At 64.2% G+C, this 26197-nt stretch carries 18 protein-coding genes and 1 pseudogene; 16 read left to right on the top strand and 3 right to left on the bottom strand.

Annotation, left to right across the window (positions count from 1 at the left end; translation table 11 throughout):
• Nucleotides 1-14: 14 nt before the first annotated feature.
• Both NV382_RS08355 and NV382_RS08350 read left to right on the top strand, forming a co-directional pair.
• Nucleotides 15-1919 (top strand): NPCBM/NEW2 domain-containing protein, encoded by a 1905-nt coding sequence (locus NV382_RS08355; protein ID WP_260600041.1) that lies wholly within the window; start codon nt 15-17, stop codon nt 1917-1919.
• 22 nt (nt 1920-1941) lie between these two features.
• A complete protein-coding gene (locus tag NV382_RS08350; protein ID WP_260600040.1) occupies nt 1942-3327 on the top strand; it encodes a DUF4832 domain-containing protein in 1386 nt (461 codons plus the stop codon).
• 149 nt (nt 3328-3476) lie between these two features.
• On the opposite strand, the gene NV382_RS08345 is transcribed toward NV382_RS08350, so the two are convergent.
• Nucleotides 3477-6305, bottom strand: coding sequence for a TonB-dependent receptor plug domain-containing protein (locus tag NV382_RS08345; protein WP_260600039.1), 2829 nt, complete (start codon nt 6303-6305; stop codon nt 3477-3479).
• Nucleotides 6306-6593: 288 nt separating this feature from the next.
• Here NV382_RS08345 and NV382_RS08340 point away from each other — a divergent pair, with 288 nt between their 5' ends.
• From NV382_RS08340 to NV382_RS08315, 6 genes are all read left to right on the top strand, one after another.
• On the top strand, nt 6594-7727 hold the full coding sequence (locus tag NV382_RS08340) for a membrane dipeptidase (protein ID WP_418066773.1): 1134 nt from the start codon (nt 6594-6596) through the stop codon (nt 7725-7727).
• Nucleotides 7728-7735: 8 nt separating this feature from the next.
• Nucleotides 7736-8770, top strand: a complete 1035-nt coding sequence (locus NV382_RS08335; RefSeq protein WP_260600037.1) for an N-acetyltransferase DgcN family protein — start codon at nt 7736-7738, stop codon at nt 8768-8770.
• A gap of 50 nt (nt 8771-8820) precedes the next feature.
• On the top strand, nt 8821-10290 hold the full coding sequence (locus NV382_RS08330) for a serine hydrolase domain-containing protein (RefSeq protein ID WP_260600036.1): 1470 nt from the start codon (nt 8821-8823) through the stop codon (nt 10288-10290).
• Nucleotides 10291-10304: 14 nt separating this feature from the next.
• Nucleotides 10305-11903: a serine hydrolase gene (locus NV382_RS08325; protein WP_260600035.1), complete on the top strand. Its 1599-nt coding sequence runs from the start codon at nt 10305-10307 to the stop codon at nt 11901-11903.
• Nucleotides 11904-11982: 79 nt separating this feature from the next.
• Nucleotides 11983-13938, top strand: coding sequence for a serine hydrolase domain-containing protein (locus NV382_RS08320; protein ID WP_260600034.1), 1956 nt, complete (start codon nt 11983-11985; stop codon nt 13936-13938).
• 88 nt (nt 13939-14026) lie between these two features.
• Nucleotides 14027-14506 (top strand): hypothetical protein, encoded by a 480-nt coding sequence (locus tag NV382_RS08315; protein WP_260600033.1) that lies wholly within the window; start codon nt 14027-14029, stop codon nt 14504-14506.
• Between the two features lie 517 nt (nt 14507-15023).
• On the opposite strand, the gene NV382_RS08310 is transcribed toward NV382_RS08315, so the two are convergent.
• The gene (locus NV382_RS08310) at nt 15024-15284 is read right to left on the bottom strand and encodes a hypothetical protein (RefSeq protein ID WP_260600032.1); all 261 of its coding nucleotides are present in this window, start codon (nt 15282-15284) and stop codon (nt 15024-15026) included.
• Nucleotides 15278-15868, bottom strand: coding sequence for an MmgE/PrpD family protein (locus NV382_RS08305; protein WP_260600355.1), 591 nt, complete (start codon nt 15866-15868; stop codon nt 15278-15280). Before NV382_RS08305 ends, NV382_RS08310 begins: the two co-directional genes overlap by 7 nt.
• 114 nt (nt 15869-15982) lie before the next feature.
• On the opposite strand from NV382_RS08305, the pseudogene NV382_RS19755 reads away from it, so the two are divergent.
• From NV382_RS19755 to NV382_RS08270, 8 genes and pseudogenes are all read left to right on the top strand, one after another.
• Nucleotides 15983-16213, top strand: a pseudogene (locus tag NV382_RS19755) (IS6 family transposase); the annotation flags it as partial.
• Nucleotides 16214-16304: 91 nt separating this feature from the next.
• Complete coding sequence (locus tag NV382_RS08300) at nt 16305-19319, top strand: TonB-dependent receptor (RefSeq protein WP_260600031.1); 3015 nt, start codon at nt 16305-16307, stop codon at nt 19317-19319.
• A 113-nt stretch (nt 19320-19432) separates the two neighbouring features.
• Nucleotides 19433-20986, top strand: coding sequence for a tryptophan halogenase family protein (locus NV382_RS08295; protein WP_260600030.1), 1554 nt, complete (start codon nt 19433-19435; stop codon nt 20984-20986).
• Nucleotides 20986-21699 carry a SapC family protein gene (locus tag NV382_RS08290; protein ID WP_260600029.1) on the top strand — a complete coding sequence of 238 codons (714 nt, stop codon included), beginning with the start codon at nt 20986-20988 and terminating at the stop codon, nt 21697-21699. Before NV382_RS08295 ends, NV382_RS08290 begins: the two co-directional genes overlap by 1 nt.
• Nucleotides 21692-22720: a cupin-like domain-containing protein gene (locus NV382_RS08285; protein WP_260600028.1), complete on the top strand. Its 1029-nt coding sequence runs from the start codon at nt 21692-21694 to the stop codon at nt 22718-22720. Before NV382_RS08290 ends, NV382_RS08285 begins: the two co-directional genes overlap by 8 nt.
• A gap of 11 nt (nt 22721-22731) precedes the next feature.
• Nucleotides 22732-24222, top strand: a complete 1491-nt coding sequence (locus tag NV382_RS08280; protein ID WP_260600354.1) for a tryptophan halogenase family protein — start codon at nt 22732-22734, stop codon at nt 24220-24222.
• 11 nt (nt 24223-24233) lie between these two features.
• A complete protein-coding gene (locus NV382_RS08275) occupies nt 24234-25292 on the top strand; it encodes a LacI family DNA-binding transcriptional regulator (protein WP_260600027.1) in 1059 nt (352 codons plus the stop codon).
• Entirely contained in the window at nt 25292-26146 is an 855-nt protein-coding gene (locus NV382_RS08270) for a glycoside hydrolase family 16 protein (protein WP_260600026.1), read from the top strand. Before NV382_RS08275 ends, NV382_RS08270 begins: the two co-directional genes overlap by 1 nt.
• The last annotated feature ends 51 nt before the right edge of the window (nt 26147-26197 follow it).

Raw genomic sequence — 26197 nt, 5'->3', positions numbered from 1 at the left:
CGAGGATACCGACCATGACTTTCCGCACCACCGCCGGCGCGCTCGCCGCCATCTTGCTCGCGACCACGCCTGCCATGGCAAACGGCGATCCGTTGAAGCCGGCGGGGCGCTGGACGCTGCCGGAGCGCAAACAGGCGCGAACCCCGCCTATGGGCTGGAGTTCGTGGAACGCGTTCCGCACCGAGTTGGACGAGGACAAGGTCATCGGCGCGGCGCGCACGTTGGTCGATAGCGGCCTGGCCAAACTGGGCTATGTCTATGTCAATGTCGACGATGGCTGGTGGCTGAAGCGGCGGCAAAGCGACGGTCGCCTGCTGGTCCGCACCAAGATCTTTCCGTCCGCCGCGCTGCCGAACACCGACAGCAGCTTTCGCCCGTTCACCGACCGTATCCACGCCATGGGGCTGAAGGCCGGGCTGTACAGCGATATCGGCCGCAACGCCTGCTCGCAGGCCTATGATCTGCACTCGCCCAATCTGCCCGAAGGCACGACCACCGAGCGCGAAGTTGGGCTGTACGGCCATGTCGATCAGGACATCGCCTTGTACTTCCGCGATTGGAACTTTGATTATCTGAAGGTCGATGCCTGTGGCATCAACGTCTATGCGCCGGGGAGCGCGGTGGTCACGCAGAACAATTATCGTCCCTTCGTGCCGCTCATTGACCAGACATCGATCAACCAGACCGATGTTCCGGGGGTCAAGGCACTATACGACGATGTCGCACAGGCGCTTGCCCGGTATAATCCCGATGGCGACTATATTCTCTCGCTCTGCACCTGGGGTAGCGCGGATGTGCGCCGCTGGGGCAAGCAGACCGGGCATATGTGGCGCACCAGCGGCGACATCACGCCCAGTTGGTCGCGCATGCTGCACAATTTCGACAGCGCCTCAACGCGTGCGCTCTACGCCAAGCCCGGCGCCTGGAACGATCCCGACATGCTGTTCATCGGACATGGTGATTTCGATGAAAAGCATCTGACCGAAGCGCGATCGCACTTCGCCTTGTGGGCGATCATCAACGCGCCCTTGTTCATCGGCTATGATCTTCGAAATGCGCCTGCCAGTCTGATGAACATCTGGCGCAACGCCGATATCGTTGCGGTGAACCAGGATCCGGGCGGCCATCAGGGCGTCATCGCCTATGCCAGCGACGATGCGCAGATCATCGTCAAGACGCTGGCGAACGGCAAGAAGGCGGTGGCGATCTTCAACCGCGGCATGGCCCCGGTCGAGGTGAATCTGACTGCCGCGCACCTGAAATTCGCCGTCGACGCGCCGATCCGCCTGCGCAACCTGTGGGATCACAAGACCCTGGCGCCGTTCACCGGCGAGACGAGCTTCAAGCTTGCGCCGCGTGAAACGCTGATCTTCGAAGCGAGCGGCGATCGGCGGTTGAAGGACGGCGTGTACCTGTCCGAGCTGCCCGGCGACGTGAATGTCGCCGAAGACGGTATCCTCGTCCCGGAGCCTGACCCGGTGGTGCACCGCATGATCGGCCAGTGGAGCGGCACCCGCGACACGGGCGAGCGCCCGACTTACGCCGGATGGGGCGGGGCGCAGGCCGATGCCACGCCGTACGACCAGATGCTGGCGATCGGCGGCCGGCATTTCGATACCGGTATCGGTATTCTATCCCAGTCGCGGCTGGAGGTTCGTAACAGCGGTGAGCGTGGGCGCTTCGAAGCAATAGTCGGGATCGACGACTCCACGCGCAACACGCAGGATCGCGCGCAATTCCTCGTCTATGGCGACGGGCGGCTGCTCGCCTCCAGCCCTGCATTGGCGTTCGGCGATGCCGCCCGCCCGCTGGTCGCCGACACGCGCGGCGTGAAGGTGATCGAACTGGTCGTACGGACGCGCTCGAAGAAAAGCGGAATGCCGATCGTCGCCACCTGGGGCGATGCTGCACTGCGTTGAGCATTTCTAAGGAGATCCCGCTATGAAACGTTGGTCGCTTGTTGCCTTCAGCCTGGCGGCGCTTGGAAGCGTGCCGGTGCGCGCGGCTTCGAACGACGTCGCGTTCACGCCATCGCGCGAAGACTTCCCCAATCCCGAACGTGGCTTCTATCGGGCCGGCGGCAGCGATCTTGCGCAGACGGACCGCGCGTTCTTCGACCGGGTGTTCGCCGATGGATATCGGCTGGTGTATGCCCGCGTCGATCTGTCGCGCTTCCGCACGACGCCAATTTCTGCCGCTTATCTTGCGGCAATGGACCAAGGCTTCCAGGCGGCACGTAGCGCGGGGGTGAAGCTGATCGTCCGGGCGGTGTACAATTACCCGCAGGGGGAAACAGGATATCAGGCGGCCCAAGATGCCGCGTTGCCGATCGTCCTGGGCCATCTCGCGCAATTAAAGCCATTGCTCGCCAGGAACGTAGGCGTGATCGCCTATGTGCAAGCAGGCTTCATCGGTGCCTGGGGCGAGTGGCATACCTCGTCCAACGATCTGACCACGACGGCGACGCGCGCGCGCATCCGGGACGCCATCCTCGACGCGGTACCGGCCGATCGCTTCGTACAGTTCCGCTATCCGCCCGACCTGGATCACTGGACCGCCCCCGTAATGCCTTCGCTCGGGCAAACATTGGCTGGCGGCCTGCGCACCGGTTTCCACAATGATTGCTTCCTGGCCAGTCAGACCGACGTCGGTACCTTTCCGGAGGAAGCGGAACCTCGTGAGAAGCTGCAGGCGCGCATGGCAAATCTAACCGCACTGGCCCCGTTCGGTGGCGAGACGTGCAACCCGGCCGACGACCTCGGCGCGATTTCGAGATCCGATTGCGCCGATGTCGTTCGCGAAAGCGCGCGCTACCACCTGACATATCTCAACGCGGATTATTACCGTGGGTTGTTTCACGATCGATGGAAGTCGCAGGGCTGCCTCGATGAAGTGAGCCGTCGGATGGGCTATCGGCTTGTCCTCACCGGCGCACGGGTAGCGCCGGAAGCGCGGCGGGGTAGCGCACTGCGGGTGGACGTCACGGTGTCAAACGAAGGGTGGGCCAGAATATACAACCGGCGAACGGTCGAGGTCGTGCTCGTCCGAAAGATCGACCGGAAAGCGTACAGAATTCCGGTCGACGCTGATCCTCGAAGCTGGCTGCCGGGGGTCACCGCGACGACACCGCTCCGTGTGCCGCTGCCACCGACCATGGAGCCGGGCGTTTACGACATTGCGCTCGCGCTGCCTGATCCCGCGAAGGAACTGGCACACGACCCGCGCTATGCAATTCGCTTCGCAAATGCCGATGCACCTGTCCGCAACCAGCGATGGGCCCCCATAGTGGGAGCTTACTTCGTTGGGTTGAAGGTCACCGTGCGGTAGGCCGCCCCCGGTCGCGAGCCGGTTAACTCAGAGAAGATGCTGAGGTGCATCCTTATCGCTTTAAGTCGCGAGTAGAATGCACCTCATAAGGGACTTAGGGCTGCCCATTGTTCGCCGATGGGTACATGAACGCGTGGGTGGCCATGCAATTAGAAGTTCGCCTTCACGCCCATAGTGAAATATGTGCCAATCGCATCGTAATAGATCGGACCTGTCGGGCTGATTGGCGGGTCCTTGTCGAACACGTTGTTCACGTTGAATGACAGCGTAAAGTCCTCGCTTGCCTTCAGCTGCACGCCGAGGTCGAGATAGGTAAAGGCTTTCACGTCGTTGTTGACGAGCCCTTCCAGCGTCGTGGTGGCGGGATTGTCGACCAGCAGATGATTGAACTTGCCTTTGCCGACATAGCGCGCGCGTGCATCCAAGCCGAGCCATTCATTCTGGTAGGTGAAGCTCAGCGTGCCGCGCCAATCGGGGATCGCATTACCGGTGCTGCTGCCGACATCGCCCGCGGAGTCGACCCGCGACACGCCGGTGTCGAACACGAAATCCGTGATGTGCGTGGCAAGCGCGCGAACCCGCAACGTGCCGGGAACACCGAGTGCGGACATCTGCATCAGATACGATGCCTCGATATCGAAGCCCTTGGTCTTGAACCGTGCGATGTTCTGCGAATTCGACGCCACCTCCGTCACCGTGCCCGCCGCATTCCGCGTGATCCTGCCGCAAGCTGCAGCGCTGCCGTTGGCGCAGGCCAGCGTCAGGTTGGATGCGGACAGCGTGGTGATCGCCCCGCCGATGCTGATGTCGTAATAGTCGACCGACAGGTTGAAGCCGGGCATGAACTTCGGCGATAACGTCGCGCCGAACGTTGTCGTGTAGCTTACCTCCGGCACCAAGTCCGCATTGCCGCCGCTGAAGGTCGTGACTTGCTGCGGCGCGGGGTTGTAGGCGGGGTTGGCTGCCTGTCGGCCAGCGGAGTCGAGATCGACCAGCGGCCCGATATTGATCGATCGGACGGCGAACAGTTCGGTGGCTGTCGGCGCGCGGATGTCGCGCGACCTTGTGCCGCGCAGCATCAGCGTGTCGAACAGGCCGACCGTCGCGCCACCCTTCCACGACCAGATACCGCCACTGCGGCTGTAATCCGAATAGCGTGCCGCCCCGTTCAGATCGAGTTTGACCTTGTGCTCGACGTCAAAGATGGGCGCGGCGATTTCGCCAAAGGCTTCCTTGACGTTGAACCCGCCGCTGATCGGCGAGCCATACAGGTTGAGCGCGCCATATGCGCCGGCGAGATCCGCGGCACCGCTGCGCGAGATCTGCTCCTCCCACCGGGCTTCGGCGCCGACCGCTGCCACGATCGGTCTCGCCCACAGCGAGAACAGATCGCCTTGAACCTCGACCGAGGCAGCATCGAGCTTGTTGGTCGTGTCGTTGCGCTGCGTACCGCGAATATAGGCGAGCGATTCCGCCGATGGTGCGTTCAGCCCGAACAGGTTCAGCGGACGGCAGGCGGCATCGTCGTTGGCGGTGGCGGCATCGGCGTTGATCGCGCAGACCGCTTGGCCGCCGCTCGACACGGCATCGACTGCGTTGTTGAAGCGCGAGACGATCCGGGCATTGCGAACGCGCTGGGCAAAGTCGATCTCGCCATGGCTGTAATGGGCGTTCGCTTTCCAGCTGCCACCGAGATCGACATCGATGCCGATCGCGCCTTCCTTCTGTTCGCGCTTGGCATCGTAGATCAGGCGGAATTGGTTGTCGAAGAAGCGGCCGAGCGTGAAGCTGGTCTGACCGGCGGCGCGCAGCGCATCGCGGATCGCCGGCGACAGGAACGGGTTGGTTGCCTGGATCGTGAGGCTCGCCGGAGCGCCGATATCCGGTAGGAATGGATAGGCCGTGCGGGACCGGCCGTAGGTCGCATCCGCCCACAGCTTCACGCTGCCGAAGTCATAGCTTACGCGCCCGAAGGTGCTGATCCGCTCCAATGGTGTGGTAACCGCAATCGCGTCGTAAAGCCCGACCGCGTCGCGGCCGCCGATCACCTGGCCGGGAAAGGGCGTTGCGGCCGGGTTGGCGGCGAGCGACGTGCCCCGGCCATATTGGCGCAGGCTACCGTCGTCGTTGAAGATCTGGCCGGCGAAGATGCCGCTGGTGATCAGGCCGGCGGATGCCTGGTTGCCGAAGTTCACGTCGCGCACCAGCACCTGTCGCAAGTCGGTCGTGCTCGCCGGATCGAGACGGACGATCGCGGCGCTGCCCAGATTGCGTCGCGAGTTGCGGTCGCGGACCGATCCATCCTTCACATATTCGCCGCTGAACATCAGCTGCCCGCGGCCATCGGCGAAGGACGTTCCCATGGTGATGTCGCCGCCATATCGGCGACCGTCGCCGCGCGATGAAATGCCCGAAACGCCGCCGACGGTGATCCCCTCGATCTTGTCGGCCAGGATGATGTTCACCACGCCGGCGACCGCATCCGATCCGTAAGCCGCCGAAGCGCCACCGGTCACCACCTCGACCCGACTGACGAGCCCCAGCGGCACATAATTGAGGTTGTTCTGCCCGACGAACCGACGGCCGTTGACCAAGGTCAGCGTGCGGTTGATCCCGAGCCCGCGCAGATCGACGGGTGCACTGCCGCTCGATGTGTTGCCGACCGATACCTGCGTCGAGACGGTCGGCCGGAACGCGGGCAGATCGTTCAACACCTGCTGCAGATTGGACCGCTGCCCCTGACGCAACTCTACCGCGCCAATCACCGTGGTGGGGGTCGGCTGATCGAAGCCGGCGCGTTCGATGCGCGAGCCGGTGACCACGATCTCGCCGTCGTCCGCGCCCGCTTCGCGCTCTGAACTCGTCTCGGGTGCTACAGTCTGCGCGACTGACGGCGAGGGCGCCAACGCAGCAGCAAGCGCGAAAGCACTGCAGCCAAGCGCCCCTGTAGCCCTGGCGCGGTGTGTGGATCGAACCATGATTTCCCCCTGTTTCGTCATCGCTCCCGACCGCGACTGTAACGATCATGTCAGGATGTCCTGATTAGGACAATAGCGTCTTCACTGAAAACTTGCAGATCGGGTGGCGCGAGACGGTTTCCTGCCGATCATTTCCAAAAGTAAGGGTTCAAGGGCCAAGTGCGCCAGTTATCCGTTGCAACAGAGTTATAAGACGCTTTAGCCCCCGATAATCGGCCGTGACGCGTCCCTGATTGACGTTGTCTCATTCTGCCCATAGCATCCTGATCAGAAACATAGGGGATGAGCGTGGCGCAACTGACGCGTAGAGCAATGATCGGCGTCGGGGCGGCCACCGCGGCGGCCCCGTTCATCAATCGCAACAGCTATAGTTTGAATGCCGCGACACCCGGCAAATATTCGCGCCGCGCGATCGATCTCGTCCGTGAAACGCTGATCATCGACATGTTGGCACCGATTAAGATCGCGTTCGATCCCAGCTTCTACGCGGTGCCGATGAGCGCGCAGGACGAGGCGGATTTCCGGGCCAGCGGGATAACCGGCTTCCATCACGCAATCGGTCTTGGCGGGCCCGACGCGTATGAGGGGGCACTGGAGTTTTTCGCGATCTGGGGGAATTACGTCGCACGCCATGCGCATCTCTTGTGCGGCGTCGACAAGGTGTCAGATCTCGATCGCGCGAAACGCGACGGCAAATGCGCTGTTATCATGGGGCTGCAGAATGCCGATCATTTTCGGCGCCCCGCCGACGTCAAGCATTTCTACGAGATCGGTCAACGCTGTGCGCAGCTGACCTACAATTCGCAGAACCGCATCGGCTCCGGATCGACCGACCGCGTCGATGGCGGGGTGAGCGATTTCGGCGTGTCGATCATCGAGGAGATGAACAAGGTCGGCATGTTGATCGACGTGTCGCACAGCGGCGACCGAACGACGCTGGACGCGATCGCGTTGTCGCCCAAGCCGATCGCGATCACCCACAGCAATTGCCGCGCGCTGATCGAACATCCGCGCGTCAAGACGGACGAAGCGATCCGTGCCTTGGGCAAGAAGGGCGGGGTGATGGGTATCACCGGCGTGCGCAACTTCGTGAGCAAGACCGATCCTACGACGATCGTCAACATCGCCGACCATATCGATCATGTCGTCAAGATCGCCGGCATCGATCATGTCGGGATCGGCACCGATTCCGATCTCAACGGCTATGACGACACGACGCCGGCAATGAACAAGGCGCTGCGCGGCGCCTATAAGGACAGCTATGCCTTCCGCGAGAAGATCGACGTCGATGGCTTCGATCACCCGCGCAAGATGTACGATCTGACCGACGAGCTGATCCGCCGTCGCTATTCCGATGCCAATATCAAGGCAGTCCTCGGCGGCAACTTCCAGCGCCTGCTCGCCGCGACCTGGGGCGGTTGAGCGTGGCCTTGCAGTCACAACCGGCCGATCTCTCATCGTCGCTACCGCAGCCCTATCTGCTTTTTCTGGGTGACGTCACCAAAGCCGGATACGCCAAGACCGCGTTCGGGCTACGCGACTGGGCGCCCGATCGCTGTATCGGCGAGTACGCGCTGGATGGCGCGAGCGTTTCCGCCGATCTGACAAACATGACGCCAGCGCAAGCAATGACGCAGGGCGCGCGTGCGATGGTTATCGGCGTGGCAAATCCGGGCGGCGTCATTCCGGCGCACTGGCGGGATGCCTTGATCGAGGCACTGGACGCCGGCCTGGATGTCATCAGCGGGATGCACGTCCGGCTGGCCGATGTCCCCGGCTTGCCTGAGGCGGCCGAACAGGCCGGGCGGCGGTTGATCGACGTGCGCGTGCCGCCGGCGAGCATACCGGTGGGCACGGGGCGCAAGCGAACAGGCAAGCGCCTTCTGACCGTGGGCACCGACTGTGCCCTGGGCAAGAAGTATACCGCGCTCGCGCTGACCCGCGCGTTCCAGCGGCGCGAACTGGACACCGAATTCCGCGCAACAGGGCAGACCGGCATCATGATCGCCGGCGGCGGCATGCCGATGGACGCGGTGATCGCGGATTTCGAGGCCGGTGCCGCCGAGATGCTGTCGCCCGACGCCGCGGCCGGCCATTGGGACGTCATTGAGGGGCAGGGATCGCTATTCCATCCGGCCTATGCCGGCGTGTCGCTGGGCCTGCTGCACGGCAGCCAACCCGATGTCTTCGTCGTGTGCCACGAACCTGGCCGTACCGATATGCTCGGTGCACCGGGTTACGCTCTGCCGACCATCGAGGATGTAATCGCCGCGACCCTGCTGCTCGGGCGGCGCACCAATCCCGCGATCCGTTGCGGCGGAATATCCTACGATAGTTCGAAGCTCGCACCCGACGCCGCCGAGCGGCTGATGGCGGCCGACAGCGAACGGTGGAACCTGCCGGTGGCCGACTCGATCCGCGGCGGACCCGCATTCGACCGCCTGGTCGAAAGCTGTCTCGCATGACTCGCCCGCGTAACTTCGCCCACACCATCGCCATGACAAGAGGTGCTTCCATGATCCGGCTCAACCGCTACGGCATCGTCGCGACGATGCCGCTCGCCTTGCTCGTGTCCGGCATGGCATCGCCCGTCCTGGCGCAACGTGCGCCGGCAAGCGCGATCCGTGCCAACGATCTCGCAGCACTGCCGGCCTTCATCGACGGCGTCGTCGCACAGCAGATCGCCACGCGAGAGGTGGCGGGCGCGGTCGTCACCGTGGTCCATAACGGCCGGGTCGTGCTGTCCCGTGGCTATGGGTTCGCCGATGTCGATCGCTCGATTGCGGTAAATCCGGCCGAGACTTTGTTCCGCCCAGGGTCGGTATCCAAGCTGTTCACCTGGGTTGCGCTGATGCAGCAGATCGAGCGGGGCAAGGTCCGTATGGACGCGGACGTCAACCAGTATCTGGATTTCACCATCCCGGCATTCGAGGGCAAGCCGGTAACGGTCGGCGACCTGTTCGCGCATACGCCGGGCATGAGCGATGTCGGCGGCATCTCGACCGACGATCCGGCAAAGGCGGCACCATTCACCAGTTGGATGAAGACGCACATTCCCCGGCGGATCTGGGCACCAGGGACCGAAACGTCCTATTCCAATTACGGCGCGGCGCTGGCCGGCTACATCGTCGAGCGCGTGTCGGGCGAGCCGTTCGCCGATTATGCCGAACGGCACCTGTTTCGCCCGCTGGGCATGAATTCGACCACGTTTCGCGAGGTCCTGCCCCCGGCGATGCGACAGCGCGCGGCGCTGGGGTACAAGGTCGTGGACGGTCGCTTCGTCGCGCAGCCGGTGGAATATTACGGCGTGATCATGCCGGCGGGCTCCGCCTCGGCCACCGGTGCCGACATGGCCCGCTTCATGCTCGCGATGCTGGGCGGCGGGCAACTCGGGGGCACGCGGATCCTCTCGCCGGAATCGGTCCGCCTGCTGATGTCGGACAGCTATGCCAACGTGCCCGGCCTCGAAGGCATGGCGCACGGTTTCATGGTGCACCGGCTGTCGGGGCCGCGGCTCGTCGGTCATGGCGGTAATACCCGCGATTTCCACTCCAACCTGTTCCTCGCACCCGATCTCGGCTTCGGCGTGTTCATCTCGATGACCGGGGGCGAGGGCAGCTACGGCGCGCGGACCGAGCTGACCGAGGCGATCATCGGTCGCATGTTCCCGCGTCAGCCGGCGATACGCCGGGCCGGACCGCCGCCGCAGCTCGGTAGCTACCGCGTCAATCGCCGCGATTATGACAAGCCGGCCGACCCAAAGAACGACCTGAAAGTCTCGCCGGCGGGCGCGGGCGCGTTGAAGATCGCGATGGGCGAGCGGGTATCGAGCTGGCAGCGCATCGGCCCGGACACGTACGAGCAGGTGACCGGCGCGCGCGCGGGCGGGCCGTACGAACGGCTACGCTTCTACGGCGGCACGCGTGATCCGCGACTGTCCTTCTCCTCGCAGCCACACGTCACCTATCACCTCGTGAAACCCTGATGAAAGGATCTGCCATGGCTACATCTCACCGCCTGCGGCAACGCGCCGGCGTCGCGGTTTTCGCAATGCTCCTGGCGCTTGCGCCGACGGCTGCGTTGGCGGATCCGCCGGCGGGCTTCGATGCCAAGGTGGAGGAGCTCCGCAAGGCGGTGGGCGTGCCCGGCATGGCGATCGCCATCGTCGAGAACGGCCGCACCACGCTGGCCAAGGGCTATGGCGTTCGCCGGCTTGGCGGGCATGACGCGGTGACGCCGAACACGATCTTCCCCAACGGATCGACCGGCAAGGCGTTCACTACGGCGGCGCTCGCCATCCTGGTCGACCAGGGCAAGATCGGTTGGGACGACAAGGTGATCGATCGGCTGCCGGGCTTCCAGATGTACGATCCCTGGGTCACGCGCGAGATGACGATCCGCGACCTGCTGGTCCATCGCAGCGGGCTGGGGCTGGGCGCAGGAGACCTGCTGTTCGTGCCGAGCACCAACCTGACACGTCGCGAAGCCGTGCGACGCATCCGCTTCATCAAGCCGGCAACCAGTTTCCGCAGCGGCTATGCCTATGACAACATCCTCTACATGGTCGCCGGCCAGCTGATCGAAGAGGTGAGCGGGCAGACATGGGAAGCCTTTGTCGAGCAGCATGTGCTGCGCGCCGGTGGAATGATGACCGCGACATCGGACGAGACGCGCTTTGCCAAACGCGATCGTGCCTTCCCGCATGCCCGCGTGAACGGGGCGTTTCGCGGGCTCGGTGACCTGGAGCCGCTCGACGAGCGCAAGGAACTGGGGCGCACGGCGGCGCCCGCCGGCGGCCTCGCGGTCAGTGCCAACGATATGGCACAATGGCTGTCGATCCAGCTCGCTCATGGCAAGCTGCCCAAGGGTGGTCAGCTGTTCAGCGAAGCACAGGCGGCCGAGATGTGGAAGCCGATGGTGCTGACGCCGACCGGGCAGATGCCGCCCGCGCTGAAGGCCGCGCAGCCGATACTGAGCGCCTATGCGCTCGGCTGGTCGGTCGAAGACTATAAGGGCGCGAAGATCGTCTCGCACGATGGTGCGGTGTTCGGGTTCCAGGCGACCGTGGTGATGATCCCGGAAAAGAATATCGGCTTCTCGATTCTGATCAATTCCGAGGATGGCGAGGTAATCCGCGGGCTGATGTACCAACTGCTCGATCATTATCTCGACCAGCCGGCACAGGGCTGGGCGGGCGCCTGGCGCACGTACAAGCGCGAGCGGCAGCAACGCGCGGTCGCGGCCCTCGCGACCGCTGAAGCCAAGCCCGCGGCGATCGGTCCGTTCCTGCCGCTGGCTAGTTATGTCGGCGACTATGCCGACCCCTGGTACGGGCCGATCTCGATCCGGCTGCAGGGCCAGGACCTGCGCATCGACTTCAAACAGTCGCCCGGCATGACAGGTACGCTGCAGCATTGGCAGTATGACAGCTTCAAGACGCGGTGGGACGATAAGAGCTTCGAGCCGGCCTTCGTCAATTTTGCGCTGGATCCCGCCGGCAAGATCGAGCGGGTGACGATGCGTCCCGTCTCGCCGGTGGCTGATTTCAGCTGGGACTATCAGGACCTGCTCTTCACGCCGGTCGGCCCCAAGCAGTGACGCTGCACTGCCCAGTCACGCCACGAGCGATGCCCATGTCGCAAACCAGCCGCAATGTACGCCAATCGGAGAGACCGAAATGAAACTCGCCTTCGCCCTCGCCCTGTTGGCGCTCCCGCTTCCTGCCATGGCCCAGACCGCCGCCGCGTCGGACACGCCCAGGACCACCGTTAGCGGTCTCGCCTATATCCAGCCGCGCGACTGGACGCAGACGGTCGACGGTCCGAGCACGATCTTCGCTTCGCCCGAAGGAACGCTGAAGATCGCCGTGGTCGAAGTCGGCCCCGCCGCTAACGCCGGTGCCGCCGCCGCTGCCGCCTGGTCGAAGTTCGCACCACGCGCCAACCGCGTGGTGCGGCTGGTCAGCCCTGCGGCGCCCGGTGACGGCTGGGATGAACGCGCCAACATCGCCTATGAAACGTCACCCAACGAGCGTGCGACCGTCTCGGCGTTGGCGCTGCGTAGCGGCACGGCGTGGACCGTCATCGTCACCGAGGGCTCCGAAGCGGTCGCCAACAAGCGGTCGTCCGCGATGGGGCTGATCTCGGAAAGCCTGCGCCCGGCCGGGTACCAGCGCGAGAATTTCGCCAACAAGACCGTCCATCACCTTTCGCCCGAGCGCATCAAGCTGCTCCGCGATTTCGTGGCGGAATCGGCGCGCACGCTCGATGTGCCGGGCGTCGGCCTGGCATTGATCGATAATGGCAAGGTCGTCTGGCAGGGCGGAATCGGCGTACGGGCACTCGGCTCGCCCGAGCCGGTCACCGCGCACACCAAGTTCATGATCGCCTCGAACACCAAGGGCATGGCGACGTTGTTGCTGTCGGTGCTGGCCGATGAGGGCAAGCTGCGCTGGGATCAGAAGGTCACCGAACTCTATCCCCCCTTCCGCCTCGGCAGCGACGAGGTGACGCGCTCGGTGGAGGTGCGCCATCTCGTCTGTGCGTGCACCGGCCTTCCGCGCAAGGATTATGCGTTCATCCTTGCCGACAGCGGAGCGCCCGCGTCGGACACGTTCAAGCAACTCGCCGTGACGCAGCCCACCAGCAAGTTCGGGGAATTGTTCCAGTACAACAATCTGATGGCGTCCGCCGCGGGGTATCTGGGTGGGCATCTCGCCTATCCGGACATGGAGCTCGGCGCCGGGTTCGATCGCGCCATGCAGACGCGCATCTTCACGCCGCTCAAGATGCGCGACACGACCTTCGATCTCAGGGTTGGCGAGAGCGGCGATTGGGCACGCCCGCATGGCTACAGTGTCGATGGCCGCATGACGCTGATGTCGAACAGCTTCAATCACCTCATCGTCCCGCATCGCCCCGCCGGCGGGGTCTGGTCCAGCGTCGCCGACATGGCACGCTATGCGCAACTGGAGATCACCAAGGGCGTCACGCCCGAGGGCAAGAGGCTAGTGAGCGAAGCCAACATCCTCGAGCGGCGCAAGCACAACGTGTCGCTCGGCGAGGACGCGTGGTACGGCATGGGGCTGATGGACCGCATCGAATCCGGCGTTCATGTCGTCACCCATGGCGGTACGCTGCAAGGGTACCACAGCAATTTCTACGTGCTGCCGGATACGGGGATAGGTGCGGTGATCCTGACCAACGCGGATTCGGGGCCGGCGCTGTTCCAGCCGCTGCTGCGCCGCCTGCTGGAAGTCGTCTATGACGGCAAGCCCGAGGCGGCGCAGATGATTGCGCCGGCCGCCGCACAGCAAAAGGCCAGCACTGCCGCCCGCCGCTCTCGCCTGACGATCCCGGGCGATCCGGCGGTGCTCGCCAACCTGGCGGCGCATTATCGCTCGCCCGACGGGCTGAACATGAAGATCAGCGATCGGAACGGCGGTAAATGGCTGACAGCCGGGTTCATCGAGGGACCAGTGGTTACGCGTCGCAATGCAGATGGCAGCGTATCGATCGTTTCGGCAGGACCGGGGTCGATCGGTGTCGACGCGCTCGTCGGTACGGCCGATGGCAAACGCACCTTGGCCATTCGCGATAGTCAGCACGAATATCTCTACACCGAAGCGCTCTGAAAGACCGGCTGGAAGGTCCGCGCCTAATACATGTGTCAATGTGCATGCGGGGTCGCGGAGTTCTGCATCACCATAAAGGGGAGTTGGGATGAACATGATCGTGCGAACACTTGCCGGCCTGATCCTGGCATTATTCCTGCCGGTTACGGCCAATGCAGCGGATGATCCTTTTCTGGGCACATGGCGGCTCAACAAGGCCCGATCAATCATAGCGACCGATCCGGGGGTCAAGAGCAAGGAATTCGTGTTCGCGCCAAGCGCCGACGGGGTGCTGATCACCGAAACGTTGGAATTGTTGGCGGAGCCTGGGAAGAAGCACGTCTCACAGATCCCCTACACCTACGGGAAGTCGACGCCCCAGGCGGGCCCAGGCCTCGACGCCTTGCTGGTAGTGAAGGCCGATAGTCACACCGCGTTCTGGACCGCTCAGGCCAAAGGTCAGGTCGTATCGCAACTGCAGGTCAATCTCTCGAGCGACGGCAAGCAGATGACCTTTCGATATCTATGGAGCGCTGCTGATCCTGCGGGCAAAGCTTCCAACGATCGATATGTTTATGATAAGCAGTAAAAAGCTTTTTGACGTAATTATTCAGCTAATAGCATCAGGCGATATGAACCCCTCTTTGCAATTTGACGATATCATGGACTTATTTATTCTCAGTCTTTTTAAGTTTTGGAAAAAATACATACGCGCTGCTGAAGTGTGGCCCTGTATCAAGTTGCGGCTGGCATCGTAAAATGAACTAAATTCTGACTATTTGACAACGTGCACTTCGCCATTGTGGCGCGGCGTAAGCGGGCGAGAGAGGAGGGCGGGAGTTTAAGGCTCCTGAACAACTATCCTGACATCCAGCATCGGCTTGGATTTGGGATGCGGCGGCGAGCAGTCCGCAAGCGACATTCCATGCCGGACGTAGCAGGCTCGTCGCAGATGATCGTACGCTCAGCCCAAGAACCTGCGCCGCAGCCGATCGTGAATTCGGTTTGGTAATAGAAAGCGTTGCCGGTGCCGCGCACGCGACGAACTTGTCCACCAGCGCATCATCGCTGAGCGGATTGCCGGGGTGGCCGATCGCATGCGGTACTTAATGACTCAGTCGCTCGCCGGAGCGAAGCGTCACGACCAGCGATCCGCTCGCGGCGTGTTCGCGACCCCAGGTGGGATTGCGATATTCCGTTACGTGCTGCGCCAGCTCAAGCACCGCCGTATCGTTTCGCGCGACGTGGTCGAAGGAATCAAGCGAGACGCCGCCATGAATGAAGCCGAAGGCGGTGGTGAACGGATGTTGAACTTGGCCTCGATCGCGCTCTGCGGCGCCCTTGCCGGGTTGCGGCCGGATCAGCATTCCTGGATCGGACTGATCTGCGCGGTGATGGTCTTGATCTCGCGCCAGTCGCAACGCTCGCATAGGGCGATCGCAGCTTCGATATAAGCGTGCGTCCCGCGACAGCATGGCAATGGCTTGAAGCTGACCTCGTTGCCCAAGAAGCGCGCGCCGAGATCAGCGGTCAGGCTGTCTCGGGCCGCGCCGCCGCCATAGATCGCGAAGAAGCCGGCCCGTCCCTCGAGCGGTGCGGCGAAGGCGCGCGCGCCCGCTTGTGCCAGCAACGCTGCCTCGACCGCGCCGCGTGCCGCAAATGCCTCGCGCACGCCGCGCAGCGGCGACGCGGCATCATATTTGATCTCGCCCGGGAAGCTGCCCTGCAACATCGCCAGCCCCATGGCATGACGGATGCCGTCGGCACCCAATCTGAGCAACTTGGCGCAGGCCGCGGCCGCGGCGATAAGCCCCACTGGTGCTGGTGGGTACCAGCCGCCTTCCTCATAGGCGCGCGCCGGCGCTAGCGAGGGGCGGCAGGCGAGATCGCTGCCTGCTGTCATTGCAGTGAGGAAGCGCGCGCCTTCGATCGTGGGGTCGGCATCGGCCAGTGCGAGCAGGGCAGGGACCAGAGCGGCGTTCGGATGGGTCGGGCCGGGGTCGAACGTTTCGCCGGGCTCTGTCAGCCCATATGCACCGATCGCTAGCCGGGGTGGGATAGAGCGATGGCATACCCCGCCCCTGCAAATCCTTTTCGCTACTTTTATTCGTCACCCGAAGGTGATCCGGCTGGTGGTGATGATGTACGTGCGATTTCCGCGGTCGCTGCGCAATGTTGAGGATCTGCTGGTCGAACGTGGTATCGACATCTGTCATAAGACGGTGCGGATGTGGTGGAACAGGTTCACCCGATGTTCGCCGGCGAAGTCTCGCAAAACCGTGCCAGGCCACTGCGGCGGGCCGTTGACAGGGCGGGACAAAGCGATCAAGTGAACGTTCTCAATGAAGCGTGGGTTGAACCACGTGATGATTAAAAAGGGGGGCGATATGCGCCGTTTTACAGCTCGGACGCTTTCGAAACTGGTATTATCCGCATCCACGCTGGCGATCGCCGGCCTGCCGCAAGTCGCCGCCGCGCAGGACGCCGCGGCCACGCTTGGCAATCCGGGCCCGTCCGAGATCGAACCCTCCGTCGCCGAGCAGGACCCCACCGGCGACGAGATCGTCGTTACCGGTATCCGGGCTAGTCTGCGCCAGGCGGTGGATATCAAGCGCAACGCGCAGGGCGTGGTCGATGCGATCTCGGCCGAAGACATCGGCAAGTTCCCCGACACCAACCTGGCCGAATCGCTGCAGCGCATCACCGGCGTGTCGATCGATCGCTCGAATGGCGAAGGGCAGTTCGTCACGGTCCGCGGCTTCGGCCCGCAATACAATCTCGTCACGCTGAACGGCCGCCAGATGCCGACCTCGTCGCTTGGCGATGGCGCCAGCGCGCCCGCGTCACGCTCGTTCGATTTCGCCAATCTCGCGTCCGAAGGCATCGCCGCGGTCGAAGTGTACAAGACCGGCCGCGCCGCGGTGCCGTCGGGCGGGATCGGTTCGTCGATCAACATCCGCACGCCGCGCCCGCTCGACCGGCCCGGCTTTCGCGGGTCGGTCGCGGCCAAGGGTGTCGTCGACACCTCGCAGAACGGCAAGAACCAGGTGACGCCCGAAGTGTCCGGTGTGGTCAGTGCGACGTTCGGCCCCGCCGACCAGTTCGGCATCCTGCTCTCGGGCAGCTACCAGAAGCGCAACGCCAGCGTGAACACCGGCTCGGTCGGGTTCGGCAATTCGTTCCTGGGCAACGAAAACGATTGGGGTACGCTCGGGCCGGAAGGGCCCAATGTCATCAATCGTCCTGGCCCCGACGACGTGTACGAAGTGCCGCAGAGCGCCGCGTACAATCTCACCGACATCAAGCGCGAGCGCATCAACGGCCAGTTGGTGCTCCAGGCGCGCCCGACCGACTCACTGACCGCGACGGTCGATTTCACCTATTCGCGCAACAAGGTGGAAGCCCGCGACAGCAGTGTCGGCATCTGGTTCAACTTCGGCGATACGTCGACCTCGTGGACCGATGGCCCGGTTGCCGGCCCGGTGTTCTACACCGAGCGGTTCGGCCCCGGTAAGGATCTGTCGTACAGCGGCTCGCTGACCGCGAACGTGACCGAGAACAAGTCGCTCGGCGGCAATCTGAAGTGGGACGCGCCGGGCGGCGTTACCGTCTCGCTCGACGCACATCATTCGACCGCGGAATCCAAGCCGACCAATCGGTTCGGCACCAGCACGTCGGTCGGCTCGGCGATCTTCGGCGTGGCATCGCAGACGGTGGACTTCACCAAGGACCTGCCGGTTATTTCCTACGTCATGCAGCCGGGCATCGATGCGCTCAACCCGGCGCTGATCAACGCAACGGGCAATTCGTTCCGCAACGCCTATTTCCGCGACCGGATCAACCAGATCCAGTTGAGCGGCAAATACGAGCATGACGGCGACTTCCTCGATTCGATCGACGTCGGCTTCTCGTACGTCGACAACAAGGTGCGCTCGGCCTATGGCTTTACGCAGAACGACACCTGGGGTGGCGTCGGCACGCCGGCGGACCTACCGGACGATCTGTTCGAGCTCGTCAGCCTGCCGGACAAGTTCAAGGGCGTCGACGGCGCAAATTCGGGGATCATCCCGGCTTACTACCGCTTCAATTTCGAACGGATGGTCGATCTGCTCGACAGCAAGTTCAACATCTGCGGCGGTGACGGCAACTGCCTGGCCAATTACGAAACCGACCGTCGCATCCGCGAAAAGACGATCTCGCCCTATGTCCAGGTCAACACCAAGTTCGATATGTTCGGCCGCGCGGCGCACATCATCGGCGGGGTACGCTATGATCAGACGACGATCAGCTCGGCATCGCTGACGCCGATCCCGACCGGTACCGCCTGGGTGGCCGCCGGCGAATTCAACATCACCTATGGCACGGCAAACACGTTCCTGACGAACAAGGGCAGCTATCAGAACTGGTTGCCCGCGATTGATTTCGACATGCAGCCGATCGACAACGTGAAGCTGCGCGCGTCGTACAGCCACACGATCACCCGTGCCGATTACAACAGTCTGCAGGGCGGCCTGACGCTCAATCGCCAATTCGGGATCGCCGGCGGTGGTGGTTTGCAGGGCAACCCCAACCTGGTGCCGTTCCTGTCGAAGAATATCGATGTGTCGGCGGAATGGTATTATGGCGACACGAGCTACATTTCTGTCGGTTATTTCCGCAAGAAGGTGAAGAACTTCATCAACTCGCAGGAGATCGAGCGTTCGGCCTTCGAGTTGCGCAATCCGGGCGACGGGCCACGTTTCCGTGCTGCACAGGCGGCGCTGGGCGGAACGACCGACGTGTTGCGGATTCGCGACTATATCCTGCGCAACTATCCGGGTTCGGTAGCCGTCACCCGGGATGCGGCGGGTAATCCGATTCTTTCCAACGGTTTGTATCAGGGAAGCATCTTCGGCCTGCCGGAAGACGGGCTGGTCAACTTCCGCGTCGGCACGCCGTTCAACTCGGACCAGAAGGCGACGATCGACGGCTTCGAATTCGCCATCCAGCACAATTTCTGGGATACCGGGTTCGGCACGATCCTGAACTATACGATCGTCAACGGCGACGCGAAGTTCAACAATGCGCTGAACCCCAATACCGGCCAGTTCGCGCTGGCGGGCTTGAGCGATAGTGCGAATGCGGTGCTGTACTACGACAAGAACGGGCTGCAGGCGCGTGTCGCCTATAACTGGCGCGACGAATTCTACGAGAGCGGCAATCCCAACCCGGTCTATGTCGAGAAATATGGCCAGGTCGACGCCAGCGCGAGCTACGTGTTCGTCAAGGGGCTGACCGGTTTCGTCGAGGCGATCAACCTGACCGGCGCGAGCCGTCGCGGCCATCGTCGGTCGGACAATTTCGTCACCTTCTCGCAGCCCGGCGACGCGCGCTATTCGGCCGGCGTACGCTTCAGCTTCTGATGGGCACGCGCCGCATTCGATGCTGACAGAAAGGACCATCCCCGGCGCACGGGGGTGGTCTTTTTCTTGCGCCACAGCCAGACACGCGGACGCGAGCAGTAAGGCCGAACGGCATGGAACATCCAGTGACAGGGATCGTCATCGTCGGCGGCGGCACCGCCGGCTGGCTGGCGGCGTGTCTGATCGCGGCGCAGGCCGATCAGCGGGCGGTGCGAGCAATCTCCGTCACGCTGATCGAATCCCCCGAGGTAGCCACGATCGGGGTCGGCGAAGGCACCTGGCCGACAATGCGGCGCACGCTGCAACGGATCGGCATTTCGGAAACCGAGTTTCTGCTCGCGTGCGATGGCGCGTTCAAGCAGGGCTCGCGTTTCGTCGGCTGGCGTGATGGCGGCGCGGACGACGCCTATCTCCATCCGTTCGGTCCGCCGATCGAAGGCGACCCGCGCGACGTGGTGGCGGCGTGGCGCGATTCCGCCGGCGTGGGAGCGTTCGCCGACCTCGTCACGGCGCAGGCCCAGGTCTGCGCCGGCAATCTCGCGCCGCGCCAGCGTGCCATGCCCGATTATGCCGGCGCGCTGAACTATGCCTATCATCTCGATGCCGGGAAGCTCGCCGCATTGCTGATGCGCCACGCGACCCAGCGTCTCGGCGTCCGCCATGTGCGCGATCATGTGATGGCGGTGGAAGCGGCGGACGACGGCGATATCGCGGCGGTCGCCACGCGCGACCACGGCGCGATCACCGGCGATCTGTTCCTCGATTGCACCGGGCACGCCGCGCTGCTGATCGGTGCGCATTACGGCGTGCCGGTGATCGATCGCGGCGGTGAACTGTTCAACGATTCGGCGCTCGCGGTGCAGGTGCCGGTGGCGCCGGACAGCGTGATCGCCTCGCAGACCAACGCCACCGCGCACGCTGCCGGCTGGATCTGGGATATCGGCCTGCCGACGCGCCGCGGCGTGGGCTGCGTATATTCCTCGGCGCATATGCGCGACGATGAGGCAGGGGCGACGCTCGACGCCTATCTTCGCCGCACCGCGCCCGACGCCGATCTCGCACAATTGCCCTTTCGCCAGCTCCGCTTCCGCTCCGGCCATCGCGAAGCCTTCTGGTACCGCAATTGCCTGGCGATCGGCCAAGCCGCCGGCTTTCTCGAGCCGCTCGAAGCCTCGGCGATCGTCATGATCGAATTGTCGCTCGACGCGCTGCTCGACGGCTTCCCGGCGAGCCGGGCGGCGATGCCGCTCCACGCCGCGCGGTTCAACGCGCTGTTCCGCTATCGCTGGGACCGGATCGTCGAGTTCCTCAAGCTGCATTACGTGCTGAGCAAGCGCGACGAGCCCTATTGGCGCGATCATCGCGACCCCGCGTCAATCCCGCCGCGGCTTGTCGACCTGCTGGTGCTGTGGCGGCACCAGCCGCCGTCGCGCACGGATCTGCCGATGGCGGAAGAGGTGTTCCCAGCGGCGAGTTACCTTTATGTGCTGTACGGTATGGGTTTCACTCCTCCCTCGGATGGCGCGTTCATCGGCGCGCGCGATGGCGTCGCCGCGGCGCTGCACCGGGTCGAGCAGCGCGGGCGCACGCTCGCCGCGAGCCTGCCGGGCAACCGCGCCTATCTCGACGCGCTGCGTGCGCCTGCCTCACCGGAAACCGTCTCCTGATGCCCGATCACCAGCTGCTGACCGCCGAAACCCATGCCACGGTGCGGGTGCGCACCGATTCCGCCGCCGCGCTCGGCGACGCGGTGATGTGCTGCCTGACCGTGCCCGCCGAATTTCGGCAGGTGCAGGAGCATTACCCGATCCTGTTCCGCCAGAATGCCGAGCGCATCGCCTTCACCGCGCTCGCCATGTTCGGCTTTACCGAGGACGAGAACCTGTTCCTCGGGCCGGACGGCTGGGACGCGCGCTACCGCCCGCTGGCGATCGCGATCCAGCCGTTCCTGATCGGGCGCAGCGCGGACGATGCCGCTACGAAGCAGGTGCATATCGACATGGGCAGTCCGCGCATCGGCGGCGAAGAGGGCGTGCGGCTGTTCGACGATACGAGCCGGCCGACGCCGTATCTCGACGACATGGCGGAGAAACTTGGTGCGCTGGACCAGGGATACCAAGCGTCCGCCGGCTTCTTCGATGCGCTGCGCCGCCACGATCTGCTCGAACCGCTGACGCTGGAAGTGACGCTCGACAGCGGCGCGGTCAATCGGCTGGTCGGCTTCCATGTCATCCACGAGGAACGGTTGCGCGACCTCGACGGCGATGCGCTCGGCGATCTGCACCGCGAGGGGCATCTGATGCCGATCTTCATGGCGATCGCCTCGCTTGGCCATCTCGGCGATCTCGTCGCGCGCAAGAACCGGCGCGGCGATGGCTGAGGCCGACCCCGGCGGCGCCGCGGGTACACCGGTGCCCGAGGTGACGGTCAGCGACGCCGCCGATCTCGACGCGCGGCTGCGCGCGGCGACCGCGCCGTTCGTCGTGCGCGGGCTGGTCAAGGATTGGCCGCTGGTCGTGGCCGGGCGCCGTTCGGCCCGCGAGGCGCGCGCCTATATCGCCGCGCATGCCCGCCCGGTGCCGTTCGCCGTCTCGGTCGGCACATCCGAGAGCGATGGCCGGTTGTTCTATGACGACGCCATGGGGATGAACTTCCGTATGATGCAGGCCAAGCTGCCTGCGATCTTCGCGAAGATCGACGCGTTCGAGGGGCAGGCGGGCGCGCCGCCGATCTATCTTGGATCGGTCGACCTGCACGATTTCTTCACCGGGCTGCACGAGGCCAATCACGTCGATCTCGGCCAGCGCATGGCGTTGGCCAGCATCTGGATCGGCACGCGCACGCGGATCGCCGCGCATAACGATCTGCCCGCCAATCTCGCCTGCGTCGCGGCCGGCCGGCGGCGGTTTACGCTGTTCCCGCGCGAGCAGTTCCGCAATCTGTACCTTGGACCGGTGGACAATACGCCGGCTGGCCGGGCGATCAGCATGGTCGATTTCCACGCGCCGGACTTCGCTGCGTACCCACGCTTCGCCACCGCGCTGGCGCACGCGCAGGTCGCCGAACTGGCGGCGGGCGATGCGCTCTACATCCCGCCGATGTGGTGGCACCATGTAGAGGGGCTCGACGCGTTCAACGTGCTCATCAATTACTGGTGGCGCGATGCCCCATCGTGGCTCGGCCAGCCACAAGATGCGCTGAACCACGCGCTGCTCGCGATCCGCGACCTGCCCGCCGATCAGAAGGCGCACTGGCGCGACATGTTCGACCATTACGTCTTCGGCAATGACGAGGCGGTCGTCGCGCATATCCCGGAAGCAGCGCGCAGCGTGCTCGCGCCGCTGACGCCGCAGAGCGCCGGGCGGCTGCGCGCCTTCCTGCTGCGGCAGTTGAGCAAATGACCGTGGAAGGAATGCCTGTGCGTCGTATCGTCGTTGCCGGAGGCGGAACTGCGGGCTGGATGGCCGCCGCCGCGATCGCCCGCACGATGGGCCGCGCGGCCGAAGTGACGCTGGTCGAATCCGACGCGATCGGGACGATCGGCGTGGGCGAATCGACCATCCCGCCGTTGGTCAATTACAACCGTATCCTGGGCATCAACGAAGCCGATTTCATGCGCGCGACGCAGGCGACGTTCAAGCTCGGCATCCTGTTCGACGGCTGGAAGGATGGCGGCGACCGCTATTTCCATTCCTTCGGCGTGACCGGCAAGGATCACTGGGCGGCGGGATTCCAGCATTTCTGGCTGCACGGGCTGCAGCATGGGCACCAGCAGCCATATGACGAGTATTGCCTCGAGCTGATCGCCGCATTGCAATCGAAGTTCGCGCATCTGCCCGATAACGGCATGAACTATGCCTATCAGCTCGATTCGACGCTCTACGCCAAGTTCCTGCGCGAGATGGCGGAAGCGGACGGCACGACGCGCGTCGAGGGCAAGATCTGGCGCGTCGAGCTCGACGGCGAAAGCGGCGACATTGCCGCGCTGGTATTGGAGTCCGGCGCGCGGATCGAGGGCGACCTGTTCCTGGACTGCACGGGTTTCCGCGCCTTGCTGATCGAGCAGGCGCTGCATGCCGGCTACGACGACTGGACGCATTATCTGCCGTGCGATTCGGCGATCGCGGTGCAGACCGAGAATGTCGGGCCGGCGGTGCCGTACACGCGCGCGATGGCGCACGATGCCGGCTGGCAATGGCGCATCCCGCTGCAGCATCGCACCGGCAACGGCATCGTCTATTGCAGTCGTTATCTGTCGCATGACGAGGCGGAAGCGCGGTTGCTCGGCAACCTCGCGGGCGAGACGCTGACCGCACCCAACAGATTGCGCTTCACGACCGGCGCGCGGCGCAAGCAATGGCATCGCAACTGCATCGCGATCGGTCTGGCGAGCGGCTTCATGGAGCCGCTCGAATCGACCAGCATCCATCTGATCCAGCGCGCCGTGCTGCGCTTGCTGCGGATGCTGCCGGCGGGAGAGATCAGCGTGCGCGACGTGGCCGAGTTCAACGACCAGCAACATACCGACATGCTGCAGATCCGCGATTTCCTGATCCTGCATTACAAAGCGACGGAGCGCGCTGACAGCGCGTTCTGGCGTCAGTGCCGCGACATGGAGATCCCCGACACGCTGGCGCAGAAGATCGATCTGTTCCGCGACACCGGCCGCGTGTTCCGCAAGAACGAGGAATTGTTCGCCGAGAACAGCTGGGTGCAGGTGATGATGGGGCAGGGCATCATGCCCCGATCTCATCACCCAATTGCCGCCAAATTGCGCGACGAGGAACTCGATCGGCTGCTGTCGATGCTGCGCGAGCAAGTGCAGCATACCGTCGCCGGGCTGCCCGGGCATGCCGCCTATGTCGCGCGATATTGCGGCGCGCCATCGCCTGCCGACGCTTGAGCGCGCCCCGCATGGCCAGACGCCGCCAGTCGGTCACGATCAAGCATGTCGCCGCCGATGCCGGCGTGTCGCTGCAGACGGTCAGCCGCGTGATCAACAAGGAGCCGAACGTACGGCCCGAGATGATGCTGCGCGTGCAGGAAGCGATCACGCGGCTCGGCTACGTGCCGTCGATTGCCGCGCAGCGCATGGGCGGATCGCGCTCCCACCTGATCGTGTCGCTCAACGATCGCGACCGCACGATCGCCGACTGGCGCGACCGGCAGGGCGTCGATTGGGTCGGGCAGATGCTGCTCGGTGGGATGCTGACCTGCGCCGAGCACGGCTATCGCCTGATAATCGAACTGGTCGACACGCATAGCGACCATATCGAGCGTGAACTGCTCGCCGCGATCGCGGCGCTGCAGCCCGATGGCGTGATCCTGACGCCGCCGCATTCGGAGAACCCGCTGATCACCAATCTGCTCGCCGAGCAGTGCATCAGCTTCGCGCGGATCGGTTCGCTGAAAAGCGGCCCAGGCTTCGCGATGACGATGGACGACGAGCGCGCCGCGCGGATCGCCACCGAGCATCTGCTGGCGCTCGGTCACCGGCAGATCGGCTTTATCGCTGGGCCAGCGGAGTATGAACTGAGCGGCTGGCGCGTCGATGGCTGGCGGCAGGCGATGGCCGCGGTGGGGTGCGACACCGTCGGGCTGCTCGCGCAGGGCGATTTCGGGCATGAGTCGGGGCGCGTGGGCGCGGCGGTACTGCTCGATGGCGCCGTGCCGCCGACCGCGATCATCGCGAGCAACGATCGCATGGCGCTCGCCACGCTCGATGTCGCGCGCACGCTTGGGCTCGACGTGCCGGGCGATCTGTCGCTGATCAGTTTCGACGATACGCCGATGGTGCATTTTACCCACCCGCCGCTTACCGCGATCTCGCAGCCGATCGCCGAAGTTACCGCCCGCGCGGTCGAGCTGATCATCGCGGACCAGACCGGGCAGGAGACACCGGACGCGCCGATCGTCGTGCCCGCCACGCTGATCGTGCGCAATTCCACCACCGTACCAAGGGAGAGCAAGTGATGAGCAAGCGGATCTATGCCGGCCTGTTGGCGCTGGCGACGATGGGCAATGCGCAGCAGCCCGCCAAGGCACCGACGCTCGGTGCGACCAACGTCGCGGTCAATGCGGCGATGGCGGCGCCCACGACGGCGCCGTCCTGGGCTGACGAGTTCGACGGCACGGCGGTCGACCAGAAGAAGTGGCGCTTCGATACGGCGTTCAACAAGACCGGCTGGTTCAACAACGAGAAGCAATATTACGCCAAGGACCGGCCTGAGAACACGCGGCTGGCGGACGGCCGTCTGGTGATCGAGGCACGGCGCGAGGCGCTGTCGACGATGCCGGATTGGGGCGGGCAGGGCTATAGCTCGGCCAAGCTCGTCGCGACCAAGCCGACGCGCTACGGCTTTTACGAGATCCGCGCCAAATTGCCCTGCGCGCGCGGCGCCTGGCCTGCGATCTGGATGCTGCCGCAGAGTGGCAAGTGGCCGGAAATGGGCGAGATCGACATCATGGAGATGGTCGGCCACGACGCCAACGTGATCCACGCGACGTTGCACACTGGCCTGTTCAACCACGTAAAAGGCACCCAGCGCGGTGCGCAGCGGACCATTCCGACCGCATGCACGGAATTTCATCGCTATCAGATGGACTGGACTGCGGATTCGATCACCATCGGCGTCGATGATCGTGCGTATATGCGGGTCCGCAACGATCAGGCCGGCGGGCATGGCGCCTGGCCGTTCGATAAGCCGTTCAACCTGATCCTGAATCTAGCGATCGGCGGCGATTGGGGCGGCGCGAAAGGGATCGACGACACCGCGCTGCCGCAGCGGATCGAGGTAGATTACGTGCGACTGTGGGACAGCGCCTGACCTGCCGAATTCGCCCCCGTCGCAGCCGCAAGTCGGAACGGCAATTAAACG

The organism is Sphingomonas endolithica, assembly GCF_025231525.1.
GTDB lineage: Bacteria > Pseudomonadota > Alphaproteobacteria > Sphingomonadales > Sphingomonadaceae > Sphingomonas > Sphingomonas endolithica.
Note: the sequence above shows the minus strand (reverse complement) of the source record. Positions and strands in the feature narration are given on the sequence as shown.

Coding starts and splice junctions, on each gene's coding strand:
- NV382_RS08355 (WP_260600041.1), top strand. CDS start 15: ATGACTTTCCGCACCACCGCCGGCGCGCTCGCCGCCATCTTGCTCGCG.
- NV382_RS08350 (WP_260600040.1), top strand. CDS start 1,942: ATGAAACGTTGGTCGCTTGTTGCCTTCAGCCTGGCGGCGCTTGGAAGC.
- NV382_RS08345 (WP_260600039.1), bottom strand. CDS start 6,305: ATGGTTCGATCCACACACCGCGCCAGGGCTACAGGGGCGCTTGGCTGC.
- NV382_RS08330 (WP_260600036.1), top strand. CDS start 8,821: ATGATCCGGCTCAACCGCTACGGCATCGTCGCGACGATGCCGCTCGCC.
- NV382_RS08325 (WP_260600035.1), top strand. CDS start 10,305: ATGGCTACATCTCACCGCCTGCGGCAACGCGCCGGCGTCGCGGTTTTC.
- NV382_RS08320 (WP_260600034.1), top strand. CDS start 11,983: ATGAAACTCGCCTTCGCCCTCGCCCTGTTGGCGCTCCCGCTTCCTGCC.
- NV382_RS08315 (WP_260600033.1), top strand. CDS start 14,027: ATGAACATGATCGTGCGAACACTTGCCGGCCTGATCCTGGCATTATTC.
- NV382_RS08310 (WP_260600032.1), bottom strand. CDS start 15,284: ATGCTGATCCGGCCGCAACCCGGCAAGGGCGCCGCAGAGCGCGATCGA.
- NV382_RS08300 (WP_260600031.1), top strand. CDS start 16,305: ATGCGCCGTTTTACAGCTCGGACGCTTTCGAAACTGGTATTATCCGCA.
- NV382_RS08295 (WP_260600030.1), top strand. CDS start 19,433: ATGGAACATCCAGTGACAGGGATCGTCATCGTCGGCGGCGGCACCGCC.
- NV382_RS08290 (WP_260600029.1), top strand. CDS start 20,986: ATGCCCGATCACCAGCTGCTGACCGCCGAAACCCATGCCACGGTGCGG.
- NV382_RS08285 (WP_260600028.1), top strand. CDS start 21,692: ATGGCTGAGGCCGACCCCGGCGGCGCCGCGGGTACACCGGTGCCCGAG.
- NV382_RS08280 (WP_260600354.1), top strand. CDS start 22,732: ATGCCTGTGCGTCGTATCGTCGTTGCCGGAGGCGGAACTGCGGGCTGG.
- NV382_RS08275 (WP_260600027.1), top strand. CDS start 24,234: ATGGCCAGACGCCGCCAGTCGGTCACGATCAAGCATGTCGCCGCCGAT.
- NV382_RS08270 (WP_260600026.1), top strand. CDS start 25,292: ATGAGCAAGCGGATCTATGCCGGCCTGTTGGCGCTGGCGACGATGGGC.